The following is a 20,018-nucleotide window of genomic DNA, read 5'->3' on the forward strand; positions in this document are numbered from 1 at the left end:
TAAAGGCCCGGTTTACTTGGGTCTTAGCGCTATGGCGTGAGTCGGTTGTGCAGATATCAGGCGGGTTTGTTGATCTGCTGTTGCCTGAGCAACAGTTGCTGGAGCAACAGTTGTTCGCCGTGTGCAGGGATTTATAGCGACTGCTTTTTATTCCGTAAAAGAACGTTAATCGATATTTATAGATCGTTAGGAGATATAGCGCCGATCAAGCTGAATTCCTGATAGCCACTATTGAGCGCGTTGATTTTTGCCCGGCCGGGCGCGGGCGTAGCCTTTGTCCATCGACTACCACCGCCCCGCCAGGACGCTCCCCATGAATCGTTTACTGACTGTTTCGCTGTTGCTCGTTGTCTCCGTACTCGCCGGTTGCGCGACCCATGTTTCCCCCGAACAACGGCCTTACACCGCCGAAGAAACCCGCGAACTGGCGATGGAAGCGCTGAATCGCAGCGGCTTGTCCTTCGACGAATATCACGCGAAGAAAGCCGCACTGCTGGGCGAATCGCAATTCGACAAGAAAGCTGAAATGAGCGCCGGGCGAGCCATACAGCTGCACGGTCGTCCAAGTTAATCGAAAACTGTACTGCTCGAATTTTCGCGTAACTGTCCGTGGGTTTGCGGGCTGCCGTGCGATAGGGTCAACACCTGAATGCCCCCCGACGGATTGCCCTCCATGACCCTTTCGCTTGATCTGCTGTTGGGCTTTGCCCTGTTTGCCCTTGTCACCTCGATTACACCGGGGCCGAACAACACCATGTTGCTGGCGTCGGGGGTGAACTTCGGCTTCAACCGCACCATTCCTCACATGCTCGGCATCACCTGCGGTTTCTTCGTATTGGTGGTCGCGCTGGGCTTTGGCCTGGGCGCGGTATTCCAGACATACCCGATTCTGTACACGGTGCTGCGCTATGTCGGCGCCGCGTATCTGTTGTACCTGGCGTGGAAAATCGCCCACTCGGGGCCGGTGGGCGAGGGCGTCGAAGGCGAGGCCAGGCCGATCAGCTATCTCGGTGCCGCCGCGTTTCAGTGGGTCAATCCCAAGGCCTGGATCATGGCCATCGGCGCTATCAGCACCTACACGCCGATGCAGGGTTACTTCACCAACGTGGTGGTGATTGCCGCCGTGTTTGCCATCATCAACCTGCCCAGTGTCGGCGTCTGGGCGGCGTGTGGCACGCTGTTGCGCAACGTGCTGAAGGAGCCGCGCTGGTTGCGCGTGTTCAACTGGGGCATGGCGGCGCTGTTGGTGATTTCGCTGTACCCGTTACTTCTCGAAAGCTTTCACTGACGCATTGCTTCAACCGCCGGCCCGATGCCTGTTAAGCTCGGCTTCAGGAGCGTTCCTACGCACTTTTAAATGAAGTTGTTCTTCTTTAACGGCATCCGATCAGGTATTGATGACGCTCTCGAACCAACGCGCAGCTCACGAGGCTGCGTTGTGCCGTTTGCAGACACGAGCCTCCTGATCCCGGAACACGCTCTGCGAGTTTTTTATGAATAAACGTCCGCTGTATTTCGATTACGCCGCCACCACCCCGGTGGACGAACGGGTCATCCAGGTGATGATCGACTGTCTGGGTTTTCACGGTAACTTCGGCAACCCGGCGTCCAGCTCCCACGCTTTCGGCCAGCAAGCCCGGCACACGGTCGAGCAGGCCCGCCGACAAGTCGCCGAACTGGTCGGCGCCGAAGCCGCGCAGATCGTCTGGACCTCCGGCGCCACCGAATCCAACAACCTCGCCCTCAAGGGCGTGGCGCAGGCGCGCGGCGTTGCCGGTGGCCACATCATTACCAGCCAGATTGAACACAAAGCCATTCTCGATACCGCCCGGCAATTGCAGGACGGCGGCGTTGCGGTGACCTATCTGGTGCCGGACGCCAATGGCCTGATCACCCCGCAGGCGGTCAGTGAAGCCATGCGCGACGACACTTTTCTGGTGTCGCTGATGCTGGTCAACAACGAACTCGGCACCCTCAACGATATCCCGGCCATTGGTGAAGTCGTGCGCGGCCGTGGCGCGTTGTTCCACGTCGATGCCGCGCAGGGTGCGGGCAAAGTGGCGATTGATCTGCAGCAATGGCCGGTGGACTTGATGTCGTTTTCGGCGCACAAACTCTACGGCCCCAAAGGCATCGGTGCGTTGTACGTCGGCCCCGGCGCGCAACAGCGCTTGCTGGCGCAGATTCATGGCGGCGGCCACGAAGGCGGGCTGCGCTCCGGGACTCTGGCTACGCATCAGATCGCCGGCATGGGCGCGGCATTCGCCTTGGCGGCTGCCGAATTCGATGCCGAGAAAAAGTCCATCGTGGCGCTGCGCGAGCGGTTGCTTGAACAGTTGCTGAGCCTGCCGGGCGTTCGCCTCAACGGCAGCGCCAGCCAGCGCATCCCGCACACGCTGAGCCTGACGTTCAGCGAAGGTGAATTCAACAGTGCGGCCTTGAGCCAGTCGATCGCCTTTTCCGCGACCTCGGCGTGTAACTCGGCGAGCAACACGCCCTCTCACGTGCTGTTGGCCCTGGGACACGATGCCCGGCTGGCCGGTCGCACCATTCGCCTGAGCCTCGGCCGTTTCACCACCGTCGACGATATCGATCAGGCGGCAGAACTGATCAAAGGCGCCTGCGCCAGTGCCCCGGCATTCTGGGCGACAGGGCTTTAACCAGCCGGTTTTCACGGCTACGAACAATAACGATGAAGTGATTGGCAGGAGACATGATGAGTACCCAGACTTTGACCGAAGGAACGGTTCCCCAGCGCCTGGCGCACACCCGTGAACTGATGCGCCGCGAAGGCATTCATGCGTTGCTGGTGCCATCGGCGGACCCGCACCTCTCGGAATACCTGCCGGGTTACTGGCAAGGGCGACAATGGCTGTCGGGCTTTCATGGCTCGGTCGGCACTTTGATCGTGACTGCTGATTTCGCCGGGGTCTGGGCTGACAGTCGCTATTGGGAGCAGGCGACCAAGGAACTGAAGGGCAGCGGCATCGAACTGGTCAAGCTGCAACCGGGTCAGCCGAGCCCGCTGGACTGGCTGGCCGAACAGACACCTGAAGGTGGCGTGGTCGCGGTCGATGGTGCGGTGATGGCCGTTGCCTCGGCCCGCACGTTGAGCAGCAAGCTTGAAGCCCGCGGCGCGCGTTTGCGTACCGACATCGACTTGCTGAATGAAGTCTGGGCGGACCGCCCGAGCCTGCCGAACGCGCCGATCTATCAACATCTGCCACCGCAAGCGACGGTCAGCCGTGGCGAAAAACTCGCCAAACTGCGTGAGACCTTGCGGGAACGTGGCGCCGACTGGCACTTCATCGCCACCCTCGACGACATTGCCTGGCTGTTCAACCTGCGCGGCGGCGATGTCTCGTTCAATCCGGTGTTTGTGTCGTTCGCGTTGATCAATCAACAGCAAGCGACCCTGTTTGTGGCCTTGAGCAAAGTCGACGCCGAGTTGCGCGCAGTGTTGGAGCAGGATGGCGTGACTCTGCGCGATTACCGCGAAGTCGCCGACGCCTTGCGCGCTGTACCAGGCGGCGCCAGCCTGTTGGTGGATCCGGCGCGGGTGACCAGCGGTTTGCTGGATAACCTGGACAGCGCGGTGAAACTGGTGGAAGGCCTGAACCCGACCACGCTCGCCAAATCGCAAAAGAGTGAGGCTGATGCGCAGCACATCCGCAAGGCCATGGAGCAGGACGGCGCGGCGTTGTGCGAATTTTTCGCCTGGCTGGAATCGGCCTGGGGGCGTGAACGCATCACCGAACTGACCATCGACGAGAAACTCACGGCTGCCCGTGAGCGTCGTCCGGATTACGTGTCGCTGAGCTTCAACACGATTGCCGCGTTTAACGCCAATGGCGCGATGCCGCATTATCACGCCACCGAAGAAGAACACGCGGTGATCGAGGGGGACGGCTTGCTGCTGATCGACTCGGGCGGCCAGTACCTGGGCGGCACTACCGACATCACCCGAATGGTGCCAGTGGGGACGCCGACGGCTGAACAGAAGCGTGACTGCACTCGGGTACTCAAAGGCGTGATTGCTCTTTCGCGGGCGCAGTTCCCGAAAGGCATTCTGTCGCCGTTGCTCGACGCCATCGCCCGCGCACCGATCTGGGCGGAAAGCGTTGATTACGGTCACGGCACCGGTCATGGGGTCGGCTATTTCCTCAACGTTCACGAAGGCCCGCAGGTGATCGCCTATCAGGCAGCACCGGCACCGCAAACGGCGATGCAAGCGGGGATGATCACCTCGATTGAACCGGGCACTTATCGTCCGGGCCGTTGGGGCGTGCGCATCGAGAACCTGGCGATGAACCGTGAGGCGGGGAACAGCGAGTTCGGTGAGTTCCTCAAGTTTGAAACCTTGACCCTGTGTCCGATCGACACGCGCTGCCTGGAGCCGTCCTTGCTGACCCAGGAAGAAAAGCAGTGGTTCAACGCCTATCACGCTGAAGTGCGTGAGCGTCTGAGTCCGTTGTTGGAGGGCGCTGCGCTGGAGTGGCTGAACACGCGCACAGCGGCGATCTGAATGGCTGAAACCCGGGCGCTGTCGGCAGTGCCCGGGTGTTGTTTCTAATCTTGACGCAGGGCTTCTTCGACGAAGTCGAGGCGGTCCTGTCCAAAGAACATCTGATTGCCGATAAACATGCTCGGCGCGCCAAACACCCCGCGTTTAATGGCTGTTTCGGTGTTGTCCTTCAGGGCTGCCTTTACCGTCTCGTCGTTGGTCAGGGCCAGAACTTCATTGGGGTCGAAGCCGTGCTCGCTCAATACCGCAGCGACAGTTGCCGGCTCATCAAGCGGGCGTCCCTCCACCCACAATGCCTTGAACAGACAGTCGATAAACGCCTGGAAACGTTCTGGTTGGCGCAGTTGGATGCCGGTGACCGCGCGCATCAGCGTCAGCGTGTTGATCGGAAAGTGCGGATTGAATCTCAACGGCACGCCATAACGTTTGGCGTAGCGATCCAGATCCTGAAACATGTAGCGGCCCTTCGCCGGAATCATCGCCGGCGAAGCGTTGCCGGTCGCTTTGAACACGCCGCCCAGCAGCATCGGGATGTAGATCAGCTGGCTCGCGGTCTTGGCACAGATTTTCGGCAACTGGGTATAGGCCAGGTAAGTGGCAGGGCTGCCGAGATCGAAATAGAACTCCACGGTTTTCGTCATCTTCGCTGCTCTCTATTTATTGTTATGGAGGAGGCGGGGCTTACCAGCGTTCGTTCCACGGGCGCAGATCCAGCTCGAAGGTCCAGGCATCCCGTGGCTGACTGTGCAGATACCAATAGTTTTCGGCGATGTGTTCGGGATTGAGAATACCGTCCTGATCCTTGGTCGCGTACTTCTCCGGGAAACTGTTGCGGATGAAGTCGGTGTCGATGGCGCCATCGACCACTACATGGGCGACGTGGATGTTCATCGGGCCCAACTCGCGAGCCATGCTTTGCGCCAGTGCACGGATACCGTGTTTGGCGCCGGCAAACGCGGCAAATCCGGAAGCGCCACGCAGTCCAGCGGTGGCGCCAGTGAACAGAATGGTGCCGCGCTGGCGCGTGACCATGCGCTTGGCCACTTCGCGGGCATTGAGAAAGCCCGAGAAACAGGCCATTTCCCAGATCTTGAAATACTTGCGCGCAGTTTCTTCGAGAATGCTGCAAGGCACGTTGGCGCCGATGTTGAAGACAAACGCCTCGATCGGACCCAGGCGGGTTTCGATTTCTTCAATCAACGCAATGACGTCTTCTTCCTTGCGTGCATCGCAGGCAAAACCATGTGCTTCTCCACCCTCGGCCGAAATCGCGTCGACCAGCGGCTGCAATTTGTCGGCACTGCGCCGGGTGACGCAAGCGACAAATCCTTCCCTGGCAAAGCGCTTGGCAATCGCTCCGCCGGTGGCATCGCCGGCACCAACAACTAATACGACCTTCTTGTTGTTATTCATGGGTGAACCCCTTTAGTAAACGATCGTTAAGTGAACGAACGTTATGCTAGGATCCGGACAACGTCAAGGCGCTCGATCAAGAGGAAAGCACATGCGGTATTCCGCCGGTCACAAGCTGGAAACCCGAGAAAAATTGCTGAACAGCAGTGCGCTATCAGCCAAGCGTTCGGGCTTTTCCACAGTCGGTGTCGATGGTTTGATGAAGGCGATCGGCCTGAGTGGCGCGGCGTTTTATAGCCACTTCTCGTCGAAAAACGAGCTGTTCACCGCTATCGTCGAGCGCGAACTGTGTCAGAGCCTGGAGCGGCTGGGGGGGAAGGGAGCGCAGGACCGTGAGCGGCTGGAACGCTGTCTCAAGCAGTACCTGAGCATGGCTCACGTGGAGCAGCCTGAATCGGGCTGTGCCTTGCCGACACTGGGCGCAGAAATTGCCCGTTCAGATGATCAGGTTCGCGAGCAGGCAGAGTTGTGGATTTGTCGGCTGCAAGCCAGTTGGGCGCAAATCCTGGAAAGCGACAGCCTGGCATGGTCGATTCTGTCGCAATGTGTCGGAGCACTGGTGGTGGCGCGGATGCTGGTGACGCCGGAGATTCAACAGACGGTATTGCAGTCCAGTCATGAGGAAATCGGGCGTCAACTGGCTGCTCGACAAGGCGAGCAGCCAGAATGATTCACTTGCAGATGACGATCATGCTGCGGCTGGTATAGCCAGCCGGATTGAGACCGAACGGGTAATCGCCTGGTTCTTCCACGGCGTCCCCGGATTTGGCGATGACCTTGTAGCCTTTGGGGGCACAGGAATTGGCGGCGCTGGTGTAGCACTTGTCCCAAGAGGACGACAGCCCGGAACAGTTGATGTGCAGCCCTTTTTTACCGTGCTTCACCTGAGTCTTGGAGGTCGCTGCGCACCCCGCTACTGCCAATACAGCGATCAGTATCAAAATTCGTTTCATTACCGTCCTTATGGTAGCCACGAGTCTGGCGCTCGGGTCTGCCTGTATTCGCCTGCGCTGTAAGCGGTTTGATATCCCTGTCCGAAAAATCCATGTCTGGCACTGAGTTAAGGGGGCTAAACATGGCCTAAATGAACGCCAATTGCCAGACCTTCGTCAAATCCTGTCTCAATCTGCCGCAACGGCGGGCTTGGCGGTGCTGCCCATGGTCATGGTTGCCCCGACGGAGGCCAGAATAATGCAGAGGATCGCCATCCATTGTGACAGCGTGAGGTACTCCTGCAGAAACAGCAGTCCCGACAATGCGCCGAAGGCCGGTTCGATGCTCATCAAGGTGCCGAAGGTGCGGGCAGGCATGCGGGTGAGGGCGACCATCTCAAGGGTATAGGGCAAAGCCGTTGAGAGGATGGCGACGCCGATGGCGATCGGGATCAGCGACGGGGTCAGCAACGCGGTGCCGGCATGCACGATGCCGATCGGCGCGACAAACAGTGCGGCGATCATCACGCCCAGAGCCGCAGTCGTCACGCCGTTGTCTGCACCGGCTTTTTGGCCGAACAGAATATACAACGCCCAGCACACGCCGGCGCCCAGGGCATAACCGGCGCCGACCAGATCAATTCCCGCGGATGTTGCTCCAGTCGGGATCAACAACAGCAGGCCGACCGCCGCCAAGGCAATCCAGAGAAAATCGATAGCGCGGCGAGAGGCGTAAATGGCGACGGCCAGCGGACCCGTGAACTCAAGCGCGACTGCAATACCAAGCGGTACGGTGCGCAATGACATATAGAAGAGAAAGTTCATCCCGCCTAGCGCCATTCCGTAAACGATCACTGTCCGCAGCGACTGAGCTGTCAGCCTTGCGCGCCATGGGCGCAACAACAACAGCATGATTACGCTGGCGAAGACCAGGCGCAGCGTGGTCGTCCCTTGAGCGCCGACTACCGGGAACATGCTCTTGGCTAAAGAGGCGCCAGACTGGATGGATGCCATGGCTATTAATAAGAGGCCAACCGGGAACAGCGTTGAGGCCAGGGAGCGAGGTTGGTCAGTCATTGCGAGGCATCGTCCGAAAGTAAGAGCAGGGTATTGTTTTAGGTGTTGGGCAATATACTGCGCATTCGCAGGCGTTGCGTCTATATATAGCTGGCTTTTCGGTGCATTGATAGAAAACTGAAATTAACGGTTGACGGCAGATTCTGGAGGTCTATAATTCGCCCCACTTCCGGCGCAGTCGAAACGGAAAACTTCTTGAGATTCAACGATTTACGAAGTTTTCGACAGCGGGTTGCTTCAGTTCATCGAAGCCTGGAAGGAGTTGAAAGAGTGGTGATGTTTGGCTCTTTTGACGGTTCGATCTTCTCGGTCGAAAGCGGTGAAAAGAGGTGTTGACAGCAGCGTGTAACGCTGTAGAATTCGCCTCCCGCTAACGAGAGATCGGAAGCGCAAGTGGTTGAAGTTGTTGAAGAATTCTTCGAAAACTTCTGAAAATAATCACTTGACAGCAAATGAGGCTGCTGTAGAATGCGCGCCTCGGTTGAGACGAAAGATCTTAACCAACCGCTCTTTAACAACTGAATCAAGCAATTCGTGTGGGTGCTTGTGGAGTCAGACTGATAGTCAACAAGATTATCAGCATCACAAGTTACTCCGCGAGAAATCAAAGATGTAACCAACGATTGCTGAGCCAAGTTTAGGGTTTCTTAAAAACCCAAAGATGTTTGAACTGAAGAGTTTGATCATGGCTCAGATTGAACGCTGGCGGCAGGCCTAACACATGCAAGTCGAGCGGATGAAGGGAGCTTGCTCCTGGATTCAGCGGCGGACGGGTGAGTAATGCCTAGGAATCTGCCTGGTAGTGGGGGACAACGTTTCGAAAGGAACGCTAATACCGCATACGTCCTACGGGAGAAAGCAGGGGACCTTCGGGCCTTGCGCTATCAGATGAGCCTAGGTCGGATTAGCTAGTTGGTGAGGTAATGGCTCACCAAGGCGACGATCCGTAACTGGTCTGAGAGGATGATCAGTCACACTGGAACTGAGACACGGTCCAGACTCCTACGGGAGGCAGCAGTGGGGAATATTGGACAATGGGCGAAAGCCTGATCCAGCCATGCCGCGTGTGTGAAGAAGGTCTTCGGATTGTAAAGCACTTTAAGTTGGGAGGAAGGGTTGTAGATTAATACTCTGCAATTTTGACGTTACCGACAGAATAAGCACCGGCTAACTCTGTGCCAGCAGCCGCGGTAATACAGAGGGTGCAAGCGTTAATCGGAATTACTGGGCGTAAAGCGCGCGTAGGTGGTTTGTTAAGTTGGATGTGAAATCCCCGGGCTCAACCTGGGAACTGCATCCAAAACTGGCAAGCTAGAGTATGGTAGAGGGTGGTGGAATTTCCTGTGTAGCGGTGAAATGCGTAGATATAGGAAGGAACACCAGTGGCGAAGGCGACCACCTGGACTGATACTGACACTGAGGTGCGAAAGCGTGGGGAGCAAACAGGATTAGATACCCTGGTAGTCCACGCCGTAAACGATGTCAACTAGCCGTTGGGAGCCTTGAGCTCTTAGTGGCGCAGCTAACGCATTAAGTTGACCGCCTGGGGAGTACGGCCGCAAGGTTAAAACTCAAATGAATTGACGGGGGCCCGCACAAGCGGTGGAGCATGTGGTTTAATTCGAAGCAACGCGAAGAACCTTACCAGGCCTTGACATCCAATGAACTTTCCAGAGATGGATTGGTGCCTTCGGGAGCATTGAGACAGGTGCTGCATGGCTGTCGTCAGCTCGTGTCGTGAGATGTTGGGTTAAGTCCCGTAACGAGCGCAACCCTTGTCCTTAGTTACCAGCACGTTATGGTGGGCACTCTAAGGAGACTGCCGGTGACAAACCGGAGGAAGGTGGGGATGACGTCAAGTCATCATGGCCCTTACGGCCTGGGCTACACACGTGCTACAATGGTCGGTACAGAGGGTTGCCAAGCCGCGAGGTGGAGCTAATCCCACAAAACCGATCGTAGTCCGGATCGCAGTCTGCAACTCGACTGCGTGAAGTCGGAATCGCTAGTAATCGCGAATCAGAATGTCGCGGTGAATACGTTCCCGGGCCTTGTACACACCGCCCGTCACACCATGGGAGTGGGTTGCACCAGAAGTAGCTAGTCTAACCTTCGGGAGGACGGTTACCACGGTGTGATTCATGACTGGGGTGAAGTCGTAACAAGGTAGCCGTAGGGGAACCTGCGGCTGGATCACCTCCTTAATCGACGACATCAGCTGCTCCATAAGTTCCCACACGAATTGCTTGATTCATTGAAGAAGACGAAAGCTAAGTTAAAGCTTAGAAATGAATATTCCGGTGCGAATATTGATTTCTAGTCTTTGATTAGATCGTTCTTTAAAAATTTGGGTATGTGATAGAAAGATAGACTGAACGTTACTTTCACTGGTAACGGATCAGGCTAAGGTAAAATTTGTGAGTGACTCTTAAGAGTTTTGCGAATTTTCGGCGAATGTCGTCTTCACAGTATAACCAGATTGCTTGGGGTTATATGGTCAAGTGAAGAAGCGCATACGGTGGATGCCTTGGCAGTCAGAGGCGATGAAAGACGTGGTAGCCTGCGAAAAGCTTCGGGGAGTCGGCAAACAGACTTTGATCCGGAGATGTCTGAATGGGGGAACCCAGCCATCATAAGATGGTTATCTTGTACTGAATACATAGGTGCAAGAGGCGAACCAGGGGAACTGAAACATCTAAGTACCCTGAGGAAAAGAAATCAACCGAGATTCCCTTAGTAGTGGCGAGCGAACGGGGACTAGCCCTTAAGTGGCTTTGAGATTAGCGGAACGCTCTGGAAAGTGCGGCCATAGTGGGTGATAGCCCTGTACGCGAAAGTCTCTTAGTCATGAAATCGAGTAGGACGGAGCACGAGAAACTTTGTCTGAATATGGGGGGACCATCCTCCAAGGCTAAATACTACTGACTGACCGATAGTGAACTAGTACCGTGAGGGAAAGGCGAAAAGAACCCCGGAGAGGGGAGTGAAATAGATCCTGAAACCGTATGCGTACAAGCAGTGGGAGCAGACTTTGTTCTGTGACTGCGTACCTTTTGTATAATGGGTCAGCGACTTATTTTCAGTGGCGAGCTTAACCGAATAGGGGAGGCGTAGCGAAAGCGAGTCTTAATAGGGCGTCTAGTCGCTGGGAATAGACCCGAAACCGGGCGATCTATCCATGGGCAGGTTGAAGGTTAGGTAACACTGACTGGAGGACCGAACCGACTACCGTTGAAAAGTTAGCGGATGACCTGTGGATCGGAGTGAAAGGCTAATCAAGCTCGGAGATAGCTGGTTCTCCTCGAAAGCTATTTAGGTAGCGCCTCATGTATCACTGTAGGGGGTAGAGCACTGTTTCGGCTAGGGGGTCATCCCGACTTACCAAACCGATGCAAACTCCGAATACCTACAAGTGCCGAGCATGGGAGACACACGGCGGGTGCTAACGTCCGTCGTGAAAAGGGAAACAACCCAGACCGTCAGCTAAGGTCCCAAAGTTATGGTTAAGTGGGAAACGATGTGGGAAGGCTTAGACAGCTAGGAGGTTGGCTTAGAAGCAGCCACCCTTTAAAGAAAGCGTAATAGCTCACTAGTCGAGTCGGCCTGCGCGGAAGATGTAACGGGGCTCAAACCATACACCGAAGCTACGGGTATCACGTAAGTGATGCGGTAGAGGAGCGTTCTGTAAGCCTGTGAAGGTGAGTTGAGAAGCTTGCTGGAGGTATCAGAAGTGCGAATGCTGACATGAGTAACGACAATGGGTGTGAAAAACACCCACGCCGAAAGACCAAGGTTTCCTGCGCAACGTTAATCGACGCAGGGTTAGTCGGTCCCTAAGGCGAGGCTGAAAAGCGTAGTCGATGGAAAACAGGTTAATATTCCTGTACTTCTGGTTATTGCGATGGAGGGACGGAGAAGGCTAGGCCAGCTTGGCGTTGGTTGTCCAAGTTTAAGGTGGTAGGCTGAGATCTTAGGTAAATCCGGGATCTTAAGGCCGAGAGCTGATGACGAGTTACCTTTCAGGTGACGAAGTGGTTGATGCCATGCTTCCAAGAAAAGCTTCTAAGCTTCAGATAATCAGGAACCGTACCCCAAACCGACACAGGTGGTTGGGTAGAGAATACCAAGGCGCTTGAGAGAACTCGGGTGAAGGAACTAGGCAAAATGGCACCGTAACTTCGGGAGAAGGTGCGCCGGTGAGGGTGAAGGACTTGCTCCGTAAGCTCATGCCGGTCGAAGATACCAGGCCGCTGCGACTGTTTATTAAAAACACAGCACTCTGCAAACACGAAAGTGGACGTATAGGGTGTGACGCCTGCCCGGTGCCGGAAGGTTAATTGATGGGGTTAGCTAACGCGAAGCTCTTGATCGAAGCCCCGGTAAACGGCGGCCGTAACTATAACGGTCCTAAGGTAGCGAAATTCCTTGTCGGGTAAGTTCCGACCTGCACGAATGGCGTAACGATGGCGGCGCTGTCTCCACCCGAGACTCAGTGAAATTGAAATCGCTGTGAAGATGCAGTGTATCCGCGGCTAGACGGAAAGACCCCGTGAACCTTTACTATAGCTTTGCACTGGACTTTGAATTTGCTTGTGTAGGATAGGTGGGAGGCTTTGAAGCGTGGACGCCAGTTCGCGTGGAGCCATCCTTGAAATACCACCCTGGCAACTTTGAGGTTCTAACTCAGGTCCGTTATCCGGATCGAGGACAGTGTATGGTGGGTAGTTTGACTGGGGCGGTCTCCTCCTAAAGAGTAACGGAGGAGTACGAAGGTGCGCTCAGACCGGTCGGAAATCGGTCGTAGAGTATAAAGGCAAAAGCGCGCTTGACTGCGAGACAGACACGTCGAGCAGGTACGAAAGTAGGTCTTAGTGATCCGGTGGTTCTGTATGGAAGGGCCATCGCTCAACGGATAAAAGGTACTCCGGGGATAACAGGCTGATACCGCCCAAGAGTTCATATCGACGGCGGTGTTTGGCACCTCGATGTCGGCTCATCACATCCTGGGGCTGAAGCCGGTCCCAAGGGTATGGCTGTTCGCCATTTAAAGTGGTACGCGAGCTGGGTTTAGAACGTCGTGAGACAGTTCGGTCCCTATCTGCCGTGGACGTTTGAGATTTGAGAGGGGCTGCTCCTAGTACGAGAGGACCGGAGTGGACGAACCTCTGGTGTTCCGGTTGTCACGCCAGTGGCATTGCCGGGTAGCTATGTTCGGGAAAGATAACCGCTGAAAGCATCTAAGCGGGAAACTTGCCTCAAGATGAGATCTCACTGGAACCTTGAGTTCCCTGAAGGGCCGTCGAAGACTACGACGTTGATAGGTTGGGTGTGTAAGCGCTGTGAGGCGTTGAGCTAACCAATACTAATTGCCCGTGAGGCTTGACCATATAACACCCAAGCAATCTGAATGCTCGAAAGAGACCAGATTGCGGTGTGTGAAGACGCAATGAACCGAAAGTTCGCGCTGCTCACAAACACCTGTATCACATACCCGATTTGCTGAAGCGAGGCCAGCCGGTCACGACTCAGTCCCCGAATTTCTTGACGACCATAGAGCGTTGGAACCACCTGATCCCATCCCGAACTCAGAAGTGAAACGATGCATCGCCGATGGTAGTGTGGGGTTTCCCCATGTGAGAGTAGGTCATCGTCAAGATTAAATTCCGAAACCCCAATTGCGAAAGCAGTTGGGGTTTTGTTTTGTCCGCAGGAAAGTGCTTGGCTCGCCAAGATCAGACGATACGAGTGTTCCAACCGTCGCCAGGACTGCCATTGGAGAAAATCCTTCTGAAGTGATCACTCGGTTTTTGGTATGGTGCAGCTCGTTTTTTAACGGATTGATGTCATGCCCACGGATCGGCGCTCAAATTATGTCAAAGAGTTGCTGTAGAAATGCCTGAACCCATCCCGATCAAAGATCATGAAAAAGAGAAGCGCTTAGTCAACAAACGGTTGATCGCCTGCGCTCTGTTTGTCTTTGCTATCAGCTGCGCGCTGGTGGTGCGCTTGTACATCCTGCAAGTGGTTGAATACGACTACCACTCGACCATCTCTGAAAACAACCGCGTGCACGTATTGCCGATTCCGCCGACGAGAGGCCTGATCTACGATCGCAATGGTGTGCTGCTCGCTGATAACCGTCCCAGTTACAACCTGATCATTACCCGCGAACGCGCCACTGATGTAAATCAGGAGCTGGACGAGGTGATCAATCTGCTGCATTTGCCCGCTGAAGATCGTACGGTTTTCGATAAGGCCATGAAGCAGTCCCGTCACCCGTTCACCCCGGTGACGCTGTTCTACGAACTGACGGAAGAGCAAATCGCCGTGTTGGCGGTTAACGAGTTCCGTTTGCCAGGCCTCGATGTCGAGCCGCAGTTTGTTCGGCATTACCCGTTGGGTCCGCACTTTGCGCATTCAATCGGTTACGTTGGCCGGATTAACGAAAAAGAATCCAAAACCCTCGACTCGGTGGAATACCGCGGCACGCAATCCATCGGTAAAACCGGCATTGAACGCTTCTACGAAGCGCAGCTGCACGGTCACGTTGGCTACGAAGAAGTTGAGACCAACGCCCAAGGCCGAGTGTTGCGAGTGCTCAAACACACTGATCCGGTCCCAGGCAAAAACATCGTTCTAAGTCTCGACGTCAAACTGCAGGAAGCTGCTGAAGCCGCACTGGGCGACCGCCGTGGTTCGGTGGTGGCTCTCGATCCATCCACTGGTGAAGTGCTGGCCATGGTCAGCAATCCGAGCTTCGACCCGAACCTGTTCGTCACCGGTATCAGCTCCAAGGAATACTCGGCGCTACGCGACTCCATCGATCGGCCGCTGTTCAACCGTGTGCTACGCGGCCTGTATGCACCGGGTTCGACCATCAAACCCGAAGTGGCGATTGCCGGCCTTGATGCCGGTGTTGTGACCCCGCAGACACGAGTCTTCGACCCGGGCTATTACCAACTCCCGGATTTCGATCACAAGTACCGCAACTGGAATCACAGTGGCGATGGCTGGGTGGACATGGACGCGGCGATCATGCGTTCCAATGACACCTACTTCTACGATCTGGCGCACAAGCTCGGCATCGATCGCCTGCACGACTACATGGCGATGTTCGGCCTCGGCGAAAAAGTCTCGCTGGATATGTTCGAAGAGTCGCCCGGTTTAATGCCATCTCAGGCCTGGAAACGCGCCACGCGCCGTCAAGCCTGGTTCCCGGGGGAAACAGTAATCCTGGGCATCGGCCAGGGCTACATGCAGGTCACGCCGCTACAACTGGCTCAGGCCACCGCACTGATTGCCAACAAGGGCGTATGGAATCGACCGCATCTGGCGAAGACGGTCGATGGCGTGGCGCCGGTCGACGAGCATCCGATGCCAAATATCCTGCTGAAGAACCCGCGTGACTGGGATCAGGTCAACCACGGCATGCAGATGGTGATGCACGATGCCCGGGGTATCGCGCGTGCCGCAGCGGCCGGTGCGCAGTACCGCATCGCCGGCAAGAGTGGTACGGCGCAGGTGGTGGCGATCAAGCAGGGTGAGCGTTACAACCGTGAGAAAACCCTTGAACGGCATCGCGACAACGCCTTGTTTGTCGGCTTCGCTCCGGCAGAACACCCGAAGATCGCCATCTCGGTGATGATCGAAAACGGTGAGGCCGGTGGTCGGGTTGCCGGTCCCGTGGTGCGGCAGATCATGGACGCCTGGCTACTGGACCAAGACGGCCACCTCAAGCCGCAATACGCGGCGCCGGCCAAGCCGCCGGGTGATCCGCACGTGTAGCCGGGATGCGCTTCACTACACCGGCTCACGTTGGCTGCGCTGTGAAGCTGTCGAGGCAGGGGTTTGGGTAACTGACTATTTGCAGCTGTAACCCTCGGGCATCGTGACGCTGTAGTTGCGTTGCACGCGATCCTGGAAGTTCAGGTTCTGCAGGCCCTGCTCGACCAGAAACGCTTCGACCTTGGCGGCCTGACAGTCCTCGTTATAAGACGACGCCCGCAGCAGATACACCGTGCGTTTACTCGTCTCATCCCGGGCGGTGGCAATAAAGGTACTTAGGGTGGTATAGCCGATTCGCTCCGAAGTACCCACCGGACCATAGGTCGTATTGGGCTTACTGGTGCAGGTCAGTCGGTCATCTTTCTTCTTGGTGTTCTTGCAAACGGTGGTAGTGCTGGTTGGCACTTGCCCATAGTCGGTAGCGGTATAACGGTAAGACACTTGCCGGCTGCCGATATCGAGGCTGATGGTCATTTTGATCGGTGCGTGATTTCTGGGCAGGCTGGCGTCGGTATAGACCTCTTGGAAACCCCTGTCTTTCAATGCGTTGACCATGTCGCGAAGATGGTAGCGCGCATTCAGTGCGTTCTCATCCGCGCCATTCGTGGAGGTCACCAGTACGGTTGCCTTTCGGTCGAACTGATAGTCCGGATCAGGGATTGCATTGAGCGCTACGTCAAATTGTGTGGCGCAGCCGCTGAGTGACGCTGTCAGCAATAACAGCGCGCATAACAAATAACGGGACATGACAAAGCCGCCTTGAAACTAAGGATTGAATAAGAGTTAAACGATTGGGACCTGCGATAAATAACTCGCCGTCCGGGGAAAGTCTCAGTCTTTCTGGTATTCCAGCAGATCGCCCGGCTGGCAATCGAGCGCAGCGCAGAGCTTGTCCAGAGTTGCCATCTTCACGCCTTTGACTTTGCCGTTTTTGAGCAATGACAGGTTGGCCTCGGTTATTCCGAGCAAGGCGGCTAACTCTTTCGAGCGAATTTTTTGCGTGGCCATGACGACGTCAAGGCGGACGATAATGGTCATTATATTGTACTATATGTATTGGCTTTGCTCATCGCTGAGTACTTTTGCGTCACGCATGATAATTGAAAAAATACAGAGTAATACGCCTTTGATTATCTCGTAGGCAGAAGCGGAAGACAGGCCGATCGAGAACTGGAAAATCCGATCCCCCGGCGGCAGATCTATCGACAACGCCAGACCTTGCAAGGTCTCTATTAGCGGGTAGGTTGCCGGAGAAACGATGCAGAGTACGCCCACTCGCCAGAGAACCCTGATGTTGCGGTCGGTCCATGTTTCGCCGCGCGACAATCGCAGAAAAAACAACCCGGTCAGCCATAACGCGTAAGTCGACAGGACAACGGGCAGGAAATCCAGAAAGACGATCAGCGCAGTGACCGTTGATGACAGCCAAGTGTCAGGATCAAGCAATACACCTTCGACAAATGGGTCAAGCAATTGCGGCGAGCCTTCTGCAAAGGCATAAAGCAGGCTTGCCAGCATTTCATCCTTCTTGAAGAACCAGATCGTCACGTTGCCACCGACCTCCGTCACCCCCAGAACCCAGACAAGAATCGCAGCCAGCAGACCGATCCAATGCATGCGCTGCGGCGCCAATCCGTTGATGTGAGTACTCATGAAAATTCCTGGTTGTTACAATTTGGTAGCGAATTCTCGATGATAAATTATCTGATTACAATAATTAGTTTGTACTTTGTTGCTGCGCCAGCTTCTTATGTTCGGGCTCCGCGCAGTCGTTGGTAATGGTGCGGAAATCGATTCACTGGCCAGCGAGCCGAAGCTGCGCCAGGTGTGGAATCAACAAACCTGGCGGCAAGACCGAAGCCACTACAAAGTCAGGCCCCTGGCACCGGGCAACTCATGTCACCTTCCTGACACTCCAAATACTGCTTCAGCGCCTCAATCCGTGCCTTGGTCACAGCGGTCAGGCAATTGCTGTAGATCAGCGGATAAACACTCCCGCCCTCGACCCCGGATGCCGAAAATTTGCACTCGGTATCGCGAAACCCGATCCACGCTCGCTGCGCACCCACCAGCAGCTTCTTGCGGTCAGGGTTGTCCTTCAAGCGGCCGGTGATCTGCTGATACACCACGTTCAACTCCTTGTCAGTCGACTTGAATTCCTGCCCGGCACACTGGTTCATGGTGGCCTGATCGCTGGCATTGGCGCAGTCGACGGCAGCGTGGGCGAGGGGGCTGAACAGAAAGGGTGTCAGGGCCAGAAGCAGGCGTGGGGACATTGGGTAATCTCACTGAGTCGGATGAAAGTGCAGTGCAGTTTAGCGGCTGTGGAGCTTCTAATCAGGGACGCGTAGCCGGGAGGCTTCGAGCAGGCGATCTGCGGTGGCTGCAATCTCCTCGCCGTCATGGAGCATTTCCAGCCAGTGGGCAGGAATCGCCCGAACGCCATAGTAGACCCCAGCCAATTGGCCGACGATCGCGGCAGTGGTGTCGGCATCATCGCCCAGGTTGGCGGCTTGCAGAATCGCCGCAGCGAAACCGTCAGTGTGATGAAAACACCACAGAGCCGCCTCCAGCGACTCGACGCTGTAGCCGCTGCCACGGATTTCGCTCGCCGACTTTGCGAGGTAATCACCTCGGGCGATGGCTGCGACTTTAGGTTGAACGAAGGTTGTGTCTGGCAATTTGCGCAATTCTGACTTGGAGGCGCCTAGCAGTGCTTTGCTGAGCACTTCGGCAAATAACTGACAGGATTCGATGGCTTCAGGTGCAGCATGGGTGGTTCGCGAACTGTCACTGGCGAACTGGCGAATCTGCCGGGCATCAGGAAAATAAAACAGCACCACCGGCACCAGGCGCATCAGCGACCCGTTGCCGGCGGTAAACGGGTCGGTAGATCCCGCGAACGGCTGACCGGTTTGCTGATACCGCGACAGCGCCTGGCTGACCGTCATGCCGATATCGAAACAATCACCGGTGGAACTGAGATACCCCCATCGCCACCAATTCAGATAGCGTCCCATCTGGTCCGCCGCATCGAATGTATTTTTCCTCAGCAGGCTCTCCGCCAGGCACAGCGCCATCGAGGTGTCATCCGTCCATTGCCCGGGTTTCAAGTGAAAGGGGCCGCCACCGACCATGTCCGTCAGCGGCTGGAACGAGCCTCTTGGCTTGAACTCCAACGTGGTGCCGACGGCGTCGCCGCAAGCGAGGCCGAGCAGGGCGCCGCGATAACGTTCGGAGAGAGATGGCTGCATGCTTCATCCTTGTCTGTGTCCATTTCGCAGGAAACGGTAACAGGTTCATCGGAGGGGGGCGCTCGTTTCAATGAACGGAAATGCCGCCGAATGTTTCCTCTGGATTGGACAGGTGCAGCCCTTTGATACAACTTCAGGTTGGACATGTGGTCATACAAGCCTACTGTTCAAAACAGGAGGTGACTTATGAAACCGGTACCCAATAGTTTCGAACGCAAAATCGCGCTCAAGGCGCCACGTTCATATGTCTGGCGTGCATTGGTCGATGCCGAGGCGTTTGGTCAGTGGTTTGGTGTGGCACTGGAGGGCAGGCGGTTCATTGCCGGGGAATGGACGCAAGGGCAGGTCACGTATCCCGGTTATGAACACGTGCTGTGGAACGTGCTGGTGGAGCGGGTGGAGCCGCAGCAGCTGTTTTCGTTTCGCTGGCACCCGTACGCGGTCAATCCGAACATCGACTATTCCCAGGAGCCGACAACGCTGGTCAAGTTCGAGCTGCAGGATTACGAGAGCGGCACATTGCTCAAGGTGTCCGAGTCCGGCTTTGCGCATATCCCCGATGTGCGGCAGAAGGAGGCGTACTACATGGACAGCCGCGGCTGGGAGGAGCAATTGAGTCGACTTGAACAGTTTCTCACCGAAAGTGCGAAGACGCGCGAGCGTGATGGTGACTGACATGGCGGCTTGCAGGCTGGGTGCCTGACTGACGTAGGGGTTTCGGAAGGGCTTTTATAGCGAATGTCTTACACGTGGTGGTAGCTTTTGCGACTATTGCCGATTGGATCCATGGCGTAATCTACACCCATCAACTGAGACACAGGGAGTGTTTCAGGATCACGGATGATCGACCATTAGCAAGGATCGCTGCCGACAGGGAGTCGATAATGGTCTTGGGAAAAACCCGCTTCGGCGGGTTTTTTTTCGCCTGCAGAAAAGTATTTGTGTCGAGCACGGGTAGTGAGGGGATTTATCCCCGATGGGTTGCGAAGCGACGCCAAAAAAGGGCCTGCTGCGCAGTCCATCGTGGATGAA

The 20,018-nt window shown here is 55.9% G+C and carries 16 protein-coding genes and 3 rRNA genes; 10 read left to right on the plus strand and 9 right to left on the minus strand.

Annotation, left to right across the window (positions count from 1 at the left end; all coding sequences use genetic code 11):
- Positions 1-313 precede the first annotated feature (313 nt).
- The 4 genes from KVQ82_RS10415 to KVQ82_RS10430 all read left to right on the plus strand — a co-directional run bounded on the left by KVQ82_RS10415 (position 314) and on the right by KVQ82_RS10430 (position 4,525).
- Positions 314-571 (plus strand): hypothetical protein, encoded by a 258-nt coding sequence (locus KVQ82_RS10415; protein WP_003226643.1) that lies wholly within the window; start codon positions 314-316, stop codon positions 569-571.
- A gap of 102 nt (positions 572-673) precedes the next feature.
- A complete protein-coding gene (locus KVQ82_RS10420) occupies positions 674-1,288 on the plus strand; it encodes a LysE family translocator (protein ID WP_222018802.1) in 615 nt (204 codons plus the stop codon).
- Between the two features lie 205 nt (positions 1,289-1,493).
- Complete coding sequence (locus KVQ82_RS10425) at positions 1,494-2,660, plus strand: aminotransferase class V-fold PLP-dependent enzyme (RefSeq protein WP_222018803.1); 1,167 nt, start codon at positions 1,494-1,496, stop codon at positions 2,658-2,660.
- A gap of 56 nt (positions 2,661-2,716) precedes the next feature.
- Complete coding sequence (locus KVQ82_RS10430; protein WP_086794360.1) at positions 2,717-4,525, plus strand: aminopeptidase P family protein; 1,809 nt, start codon at positions 2,717-2,719, stop codon at positions 4,523-4,525.
- A gap of 44 nt (positions 4,526-4,569) precedes the next feature.
- On the opposite strand, the gene KVQ82_RS10435 is transcribed toward KVQ82_RS10430, so the two are convergent.
- Both KVQ82_RS10435 and KVQ82_RS10440 read right to left on the minus strand, forming a co-directional pair.
- Positions 4,570-5,166, minus strand: coding sequence for a 2-hydroxychromene-2-carboxylate isomerase (locus KVQ82_RS10435; protein ID WP_222018804.1), 597 nt, complete (start codon positions 5,164-5,166; stop codon positions 4,570-4,572).
- A gap of 40 nt (positions 5,167-5,206) precedes the next feature.
- Complete coding sequence (locus KVQ82_RS10440) at positions 5,207-5,938, minus strand: SDR family oxidoreductase (RefSeq protein ID WP_086794364.1); 732 nt, start codon at positions 5,936-5,938, stop codon at positions 5,207-5,209.
- A gap of 91 nt (positions 5,939-6,029) precedes the next feature.
- Here KVQ82_RS10440 and KVQ82_RS10445 point away from each other — a divergent pair, with 91 nt between their 5' ends.
- On the plus strand, positions 6,030-6,608 hold the full coding sequence (locus KVQ82_RS10445) for a TetR/AcrR family transcriptional regulator (RefSeq protein WP_086794366.1): 579 nt from the start codon (positions 6,030-6,032) through the stop codon (positions 6,606-6,608).
- Position 6,609: 1 nt separating this feature from the next.
- Here the strand turns inward: KVQ82_RS10445 and KVQ82_RS10450 are convergent, their stop codons facing one another.
- Together KVQ82_RS10450 and rhtA are read right to left on the minus strand one after the other, a co-directional pair.
- On the minus strand, positions 6,610-6,891 hold the full coding sequence (locus tag KVQ82_RS10450) for a hypothetical protein (RefSeq protein ID WP_041069802.1): 282 nt from the start codon (positions 6,889-6,891) through the stop codon (positions 6,610-6,612).
- 168 nt (positions 6,892-7,059) lie between these two features.
- Complete coding sequence (rhtA, locus tag KVQ82_RS10455; RefSeq protein ID WP_041069804.1) at positions 7,060-7,947, minus strand: threonine/homoserine exporter RhtA; 888 nt, start codon at positions 7,945-7,947, stop codon at positions 7,060-7,062.
- 667 nt (positions 7,948-8,614) lie between these two features.
- Between rhtA and KVQ82_RS10460 the strand changes: the two genes are divergently transcribed.
- From KVQ82_RS10460 to mrdA, 4 genes are all read left to right on the plus strand, one after another.
- A 16S ribosomal RNA gene (locus tag KVQ82_RS10460) occupies positions 8,615-10,151 on the plus strand.
- A 291-nt stretch (positions 10,152-10,442) separates the two neighbouring features.
- Positions 10,443-13,334: ribosomal RNA gene (locus KVQ82_RS10465) — 23S ribosomal RNA — on the plus strand.
- A 153-nt stretch (positions 13,335-13,487) separates the two neighbouring features.
- A 5S ribosomal RNA gene (rrf, locus tag KVQ82_RS10470) occupies positions 13,488-13,603 on the plus strand.
- Together the 16S, 23S and 5S rRNA genes form the textbook arrangement of a ribosomal RNA operon.
- A gap of 236 nt (positions 13,604-13,839) precedes the next feature.
- A complete protein-coding gene (gene mrdA / locus KVQ82_RS10475) occupies positions 13,840-15,732 on the plus strand; it encodes a penicillin-binding protein 2 (protein ID WP_041069057.1) in 1,893 nt (630 codons plus the stop codon).
- Between the two features lie 75 nt (positions 15,733-15,807).
- Here mrdA and KVQ82_RS10480 read toward each other — a convergent pair whose 3' ends face one another.
- The 5 genes from KVQ82_RS10480 to KVQ82_RS10500 all read right to left on the minus strand — a co-directional run bounded on the left by KVQ82_RS10480 (position 15,808) and on the right by KVQ82_RS10500 (position 18,986).
- Entirely contained in the window at positions 15,808-16,479 is a 672-nt protein-coding gene (locus KVQ82_RS10480; protein ID WP_222018805.1) for a hypothetical protein, read from the minus strand.
- Positions 16,480-16,563: 84 nt separating this feature from the next.
- Positions 16,564-16,770 (minus strand): helix-turn-helix transcriptional regulator, encoded by a 207-nt coding sequence (locus tag KVQ82_RS10485; RefSeq protein WP_003226632.1) that lies wholly within the window; start codon positions 16,768-16,770, stop codon positions 16,564-16,566.
- Positions 16,771-16,779: 9 nt separating this feature from the next.
- Complete coding sequence (locus KVQ82_RS10490) at positions 16,780-17,385, minus strand: hypothetical protein (RefSeq protein WP_222018806.1); 606 nt, start codon at positions 17,383-17,385, stop codon at positions 16,780-16,782.
- Between the two features lie 218 nt (positions 17,386-17,603).
- Entirely contained in the window at positions 17,604-18,008 is a 405-nt protein-coding gene (locus tag KVQ82_RS10495) for a lysozyme inhibitor LprI family protein (RefSeq protein ID WP_222018807.1), read from the minus strand.
- 57 nt (positions 18,009-18,065) lie between these two features.
- Complete coding sequence (locus tag KVQ82_RS10500; RefSeq protein WP_222018808.1) at positions 18,066-18,986, minus strand: ADP-ribosylglycohydrolase family protein; 921 nt, start codon at positions 18,984-18,986, stop codon at positions 18,066-18,068.
- A gap of 186 nt (positions 18,987-19,172) precedes the next feature.
- Here KVQ82_RS10500 and KVQ82_RS10505 point away from each other — a divergent pair, with 186 nt between their 5' ends.
- Positions 19,173-19,661: an SRPBCC family protein gene (locus KVQ82_RS10505; protein ID WP_198760283.1), complete on the plus strand. Its 489-nt coding sequence runs from the start codon at positions 19,173-19,175 to the stop codon at positions 19,659-19,661.
- The last annotated feature ends 357 nt before the right edge of the window (positions 19,662-20,018 follow it).

This window comes from Pseudomonas sp. AO-1 (assembly GCF_019775695.1).
GTDB lineage: Bacteria > Pseudomonadota > Gammaproteobacteria > Pseudomonadales > Pseudomonadaceae > Aquipseudomonas > Aquipseudomonas parakoreensis.

Coding starts and splice junctions, on each gene's coding strand:
- KVQ82_RS10445 (WP_086794366.1), top strand. CDS start 6,030: ATGCGGTATTCCGCCGGTCACAAGCTGGAAACCCGAGAAAAATTGCTG.
- mrdA (WP_041069057.1), top strand. CDS start 13,840: ATGCCTGAACCCATCCCGATCAAAGATCATGAAAAAGAGAAGCGCTTA.
- KVQ82_RS10500 (WP_222018808.1), bottom strand. CDS start 18,986: ATGCAGCCATCTCTCTCCGAACGTTATCGCGGCGCCCTGCTCGGCCTC.
- KVQ82_RS10415 (WP_003226643.1), top strand. CDS start 314: ATGAATCGTTTACTGACTGTTTCGCTGTTGCTCGTTGTCTCCGTACTC.
- KVQ82_RS10440 (WP_086794364.1), bottom strand. CDS start 5,938: ATGAATAACAACAAGAAGGTCGTATTAGTTGTTGGTGCCGGCGATGCC.
- KVQ82_RS10425 (WP_222018803.1), top strand. CDS start 1,494: ATGAATAAACGTCCGCTGTATTTCGATTACGCCGCCACCACCCCGGTG.
- KVQ82_RS10480 (WP_222018805.1), bottom strand. CDS start 16,479: ATGTCCCGTTATTTGTTATGCGCGCTGTTATTGCTGACAGCGTCACTC.
- KVQ82_RS10450 (WP_041069802.1), bottom strand. CDS start 6,891: ATGAAACGAATTTTGATACTGATCGCTGTATTGGCAGTAGCGGGGTGC.
- KVQ82_RS10505 (WP_198760283.1), top strand. CDS start 19,173: ATGAAACCGGTACCCAATAGTTTCGAACGCAAAATCGCGCTCAAGGCG.
- KVQ82_RS10430 (WP_086794360.1), top strand. CDS start 2,717: ATGAGTACCCAGACTTTGACCGAAGGAACGGTTCCCCAGCGCCTGGCG.
- KVQ82_RS10420 (WP_222018802.1), top strand. CDS start 674: ATGACCCTTTCGCTTGATCTGCTGTTGGGCTTTGCCCTGTTTGCCCTT.
- rhtA (WP_041069804.1), bottom strand. CDS start 7,947: ATGACTGACCAACCTCGCTCCCTGGCCTCAACGCTGTTCCCGGTTGGC.
- KVQ82_RS10495 (WP_222018807.1), bottom strand. CDS start 18,008: ATGTCCCCACGCCTGCTTCTGGCCCTGACACCCTTTCTGTTCAGCCCC.
- KVQ82_RS10435 (WP_222018804.1), bottom strand. CDS start 5,166: ATGACGAAAACCGTGGAGTTCTATTTCGATCTCGGCAGCCCTGCCACT.
- KVQ82_RS10485 (WP_003226632.1), bottom strand. CDS start 16,770: ATGACCATTATCGTCCGCCTTGACGTCGTCATGGCCACGCAAAAAATT.
- KVQ82_RS10490 (WP_222018806.1), bottom strand. CDS start 17,385: ATGAGTACTCACATCAACGGATTGGCGCCGCAGCGCATGCATTGGATC.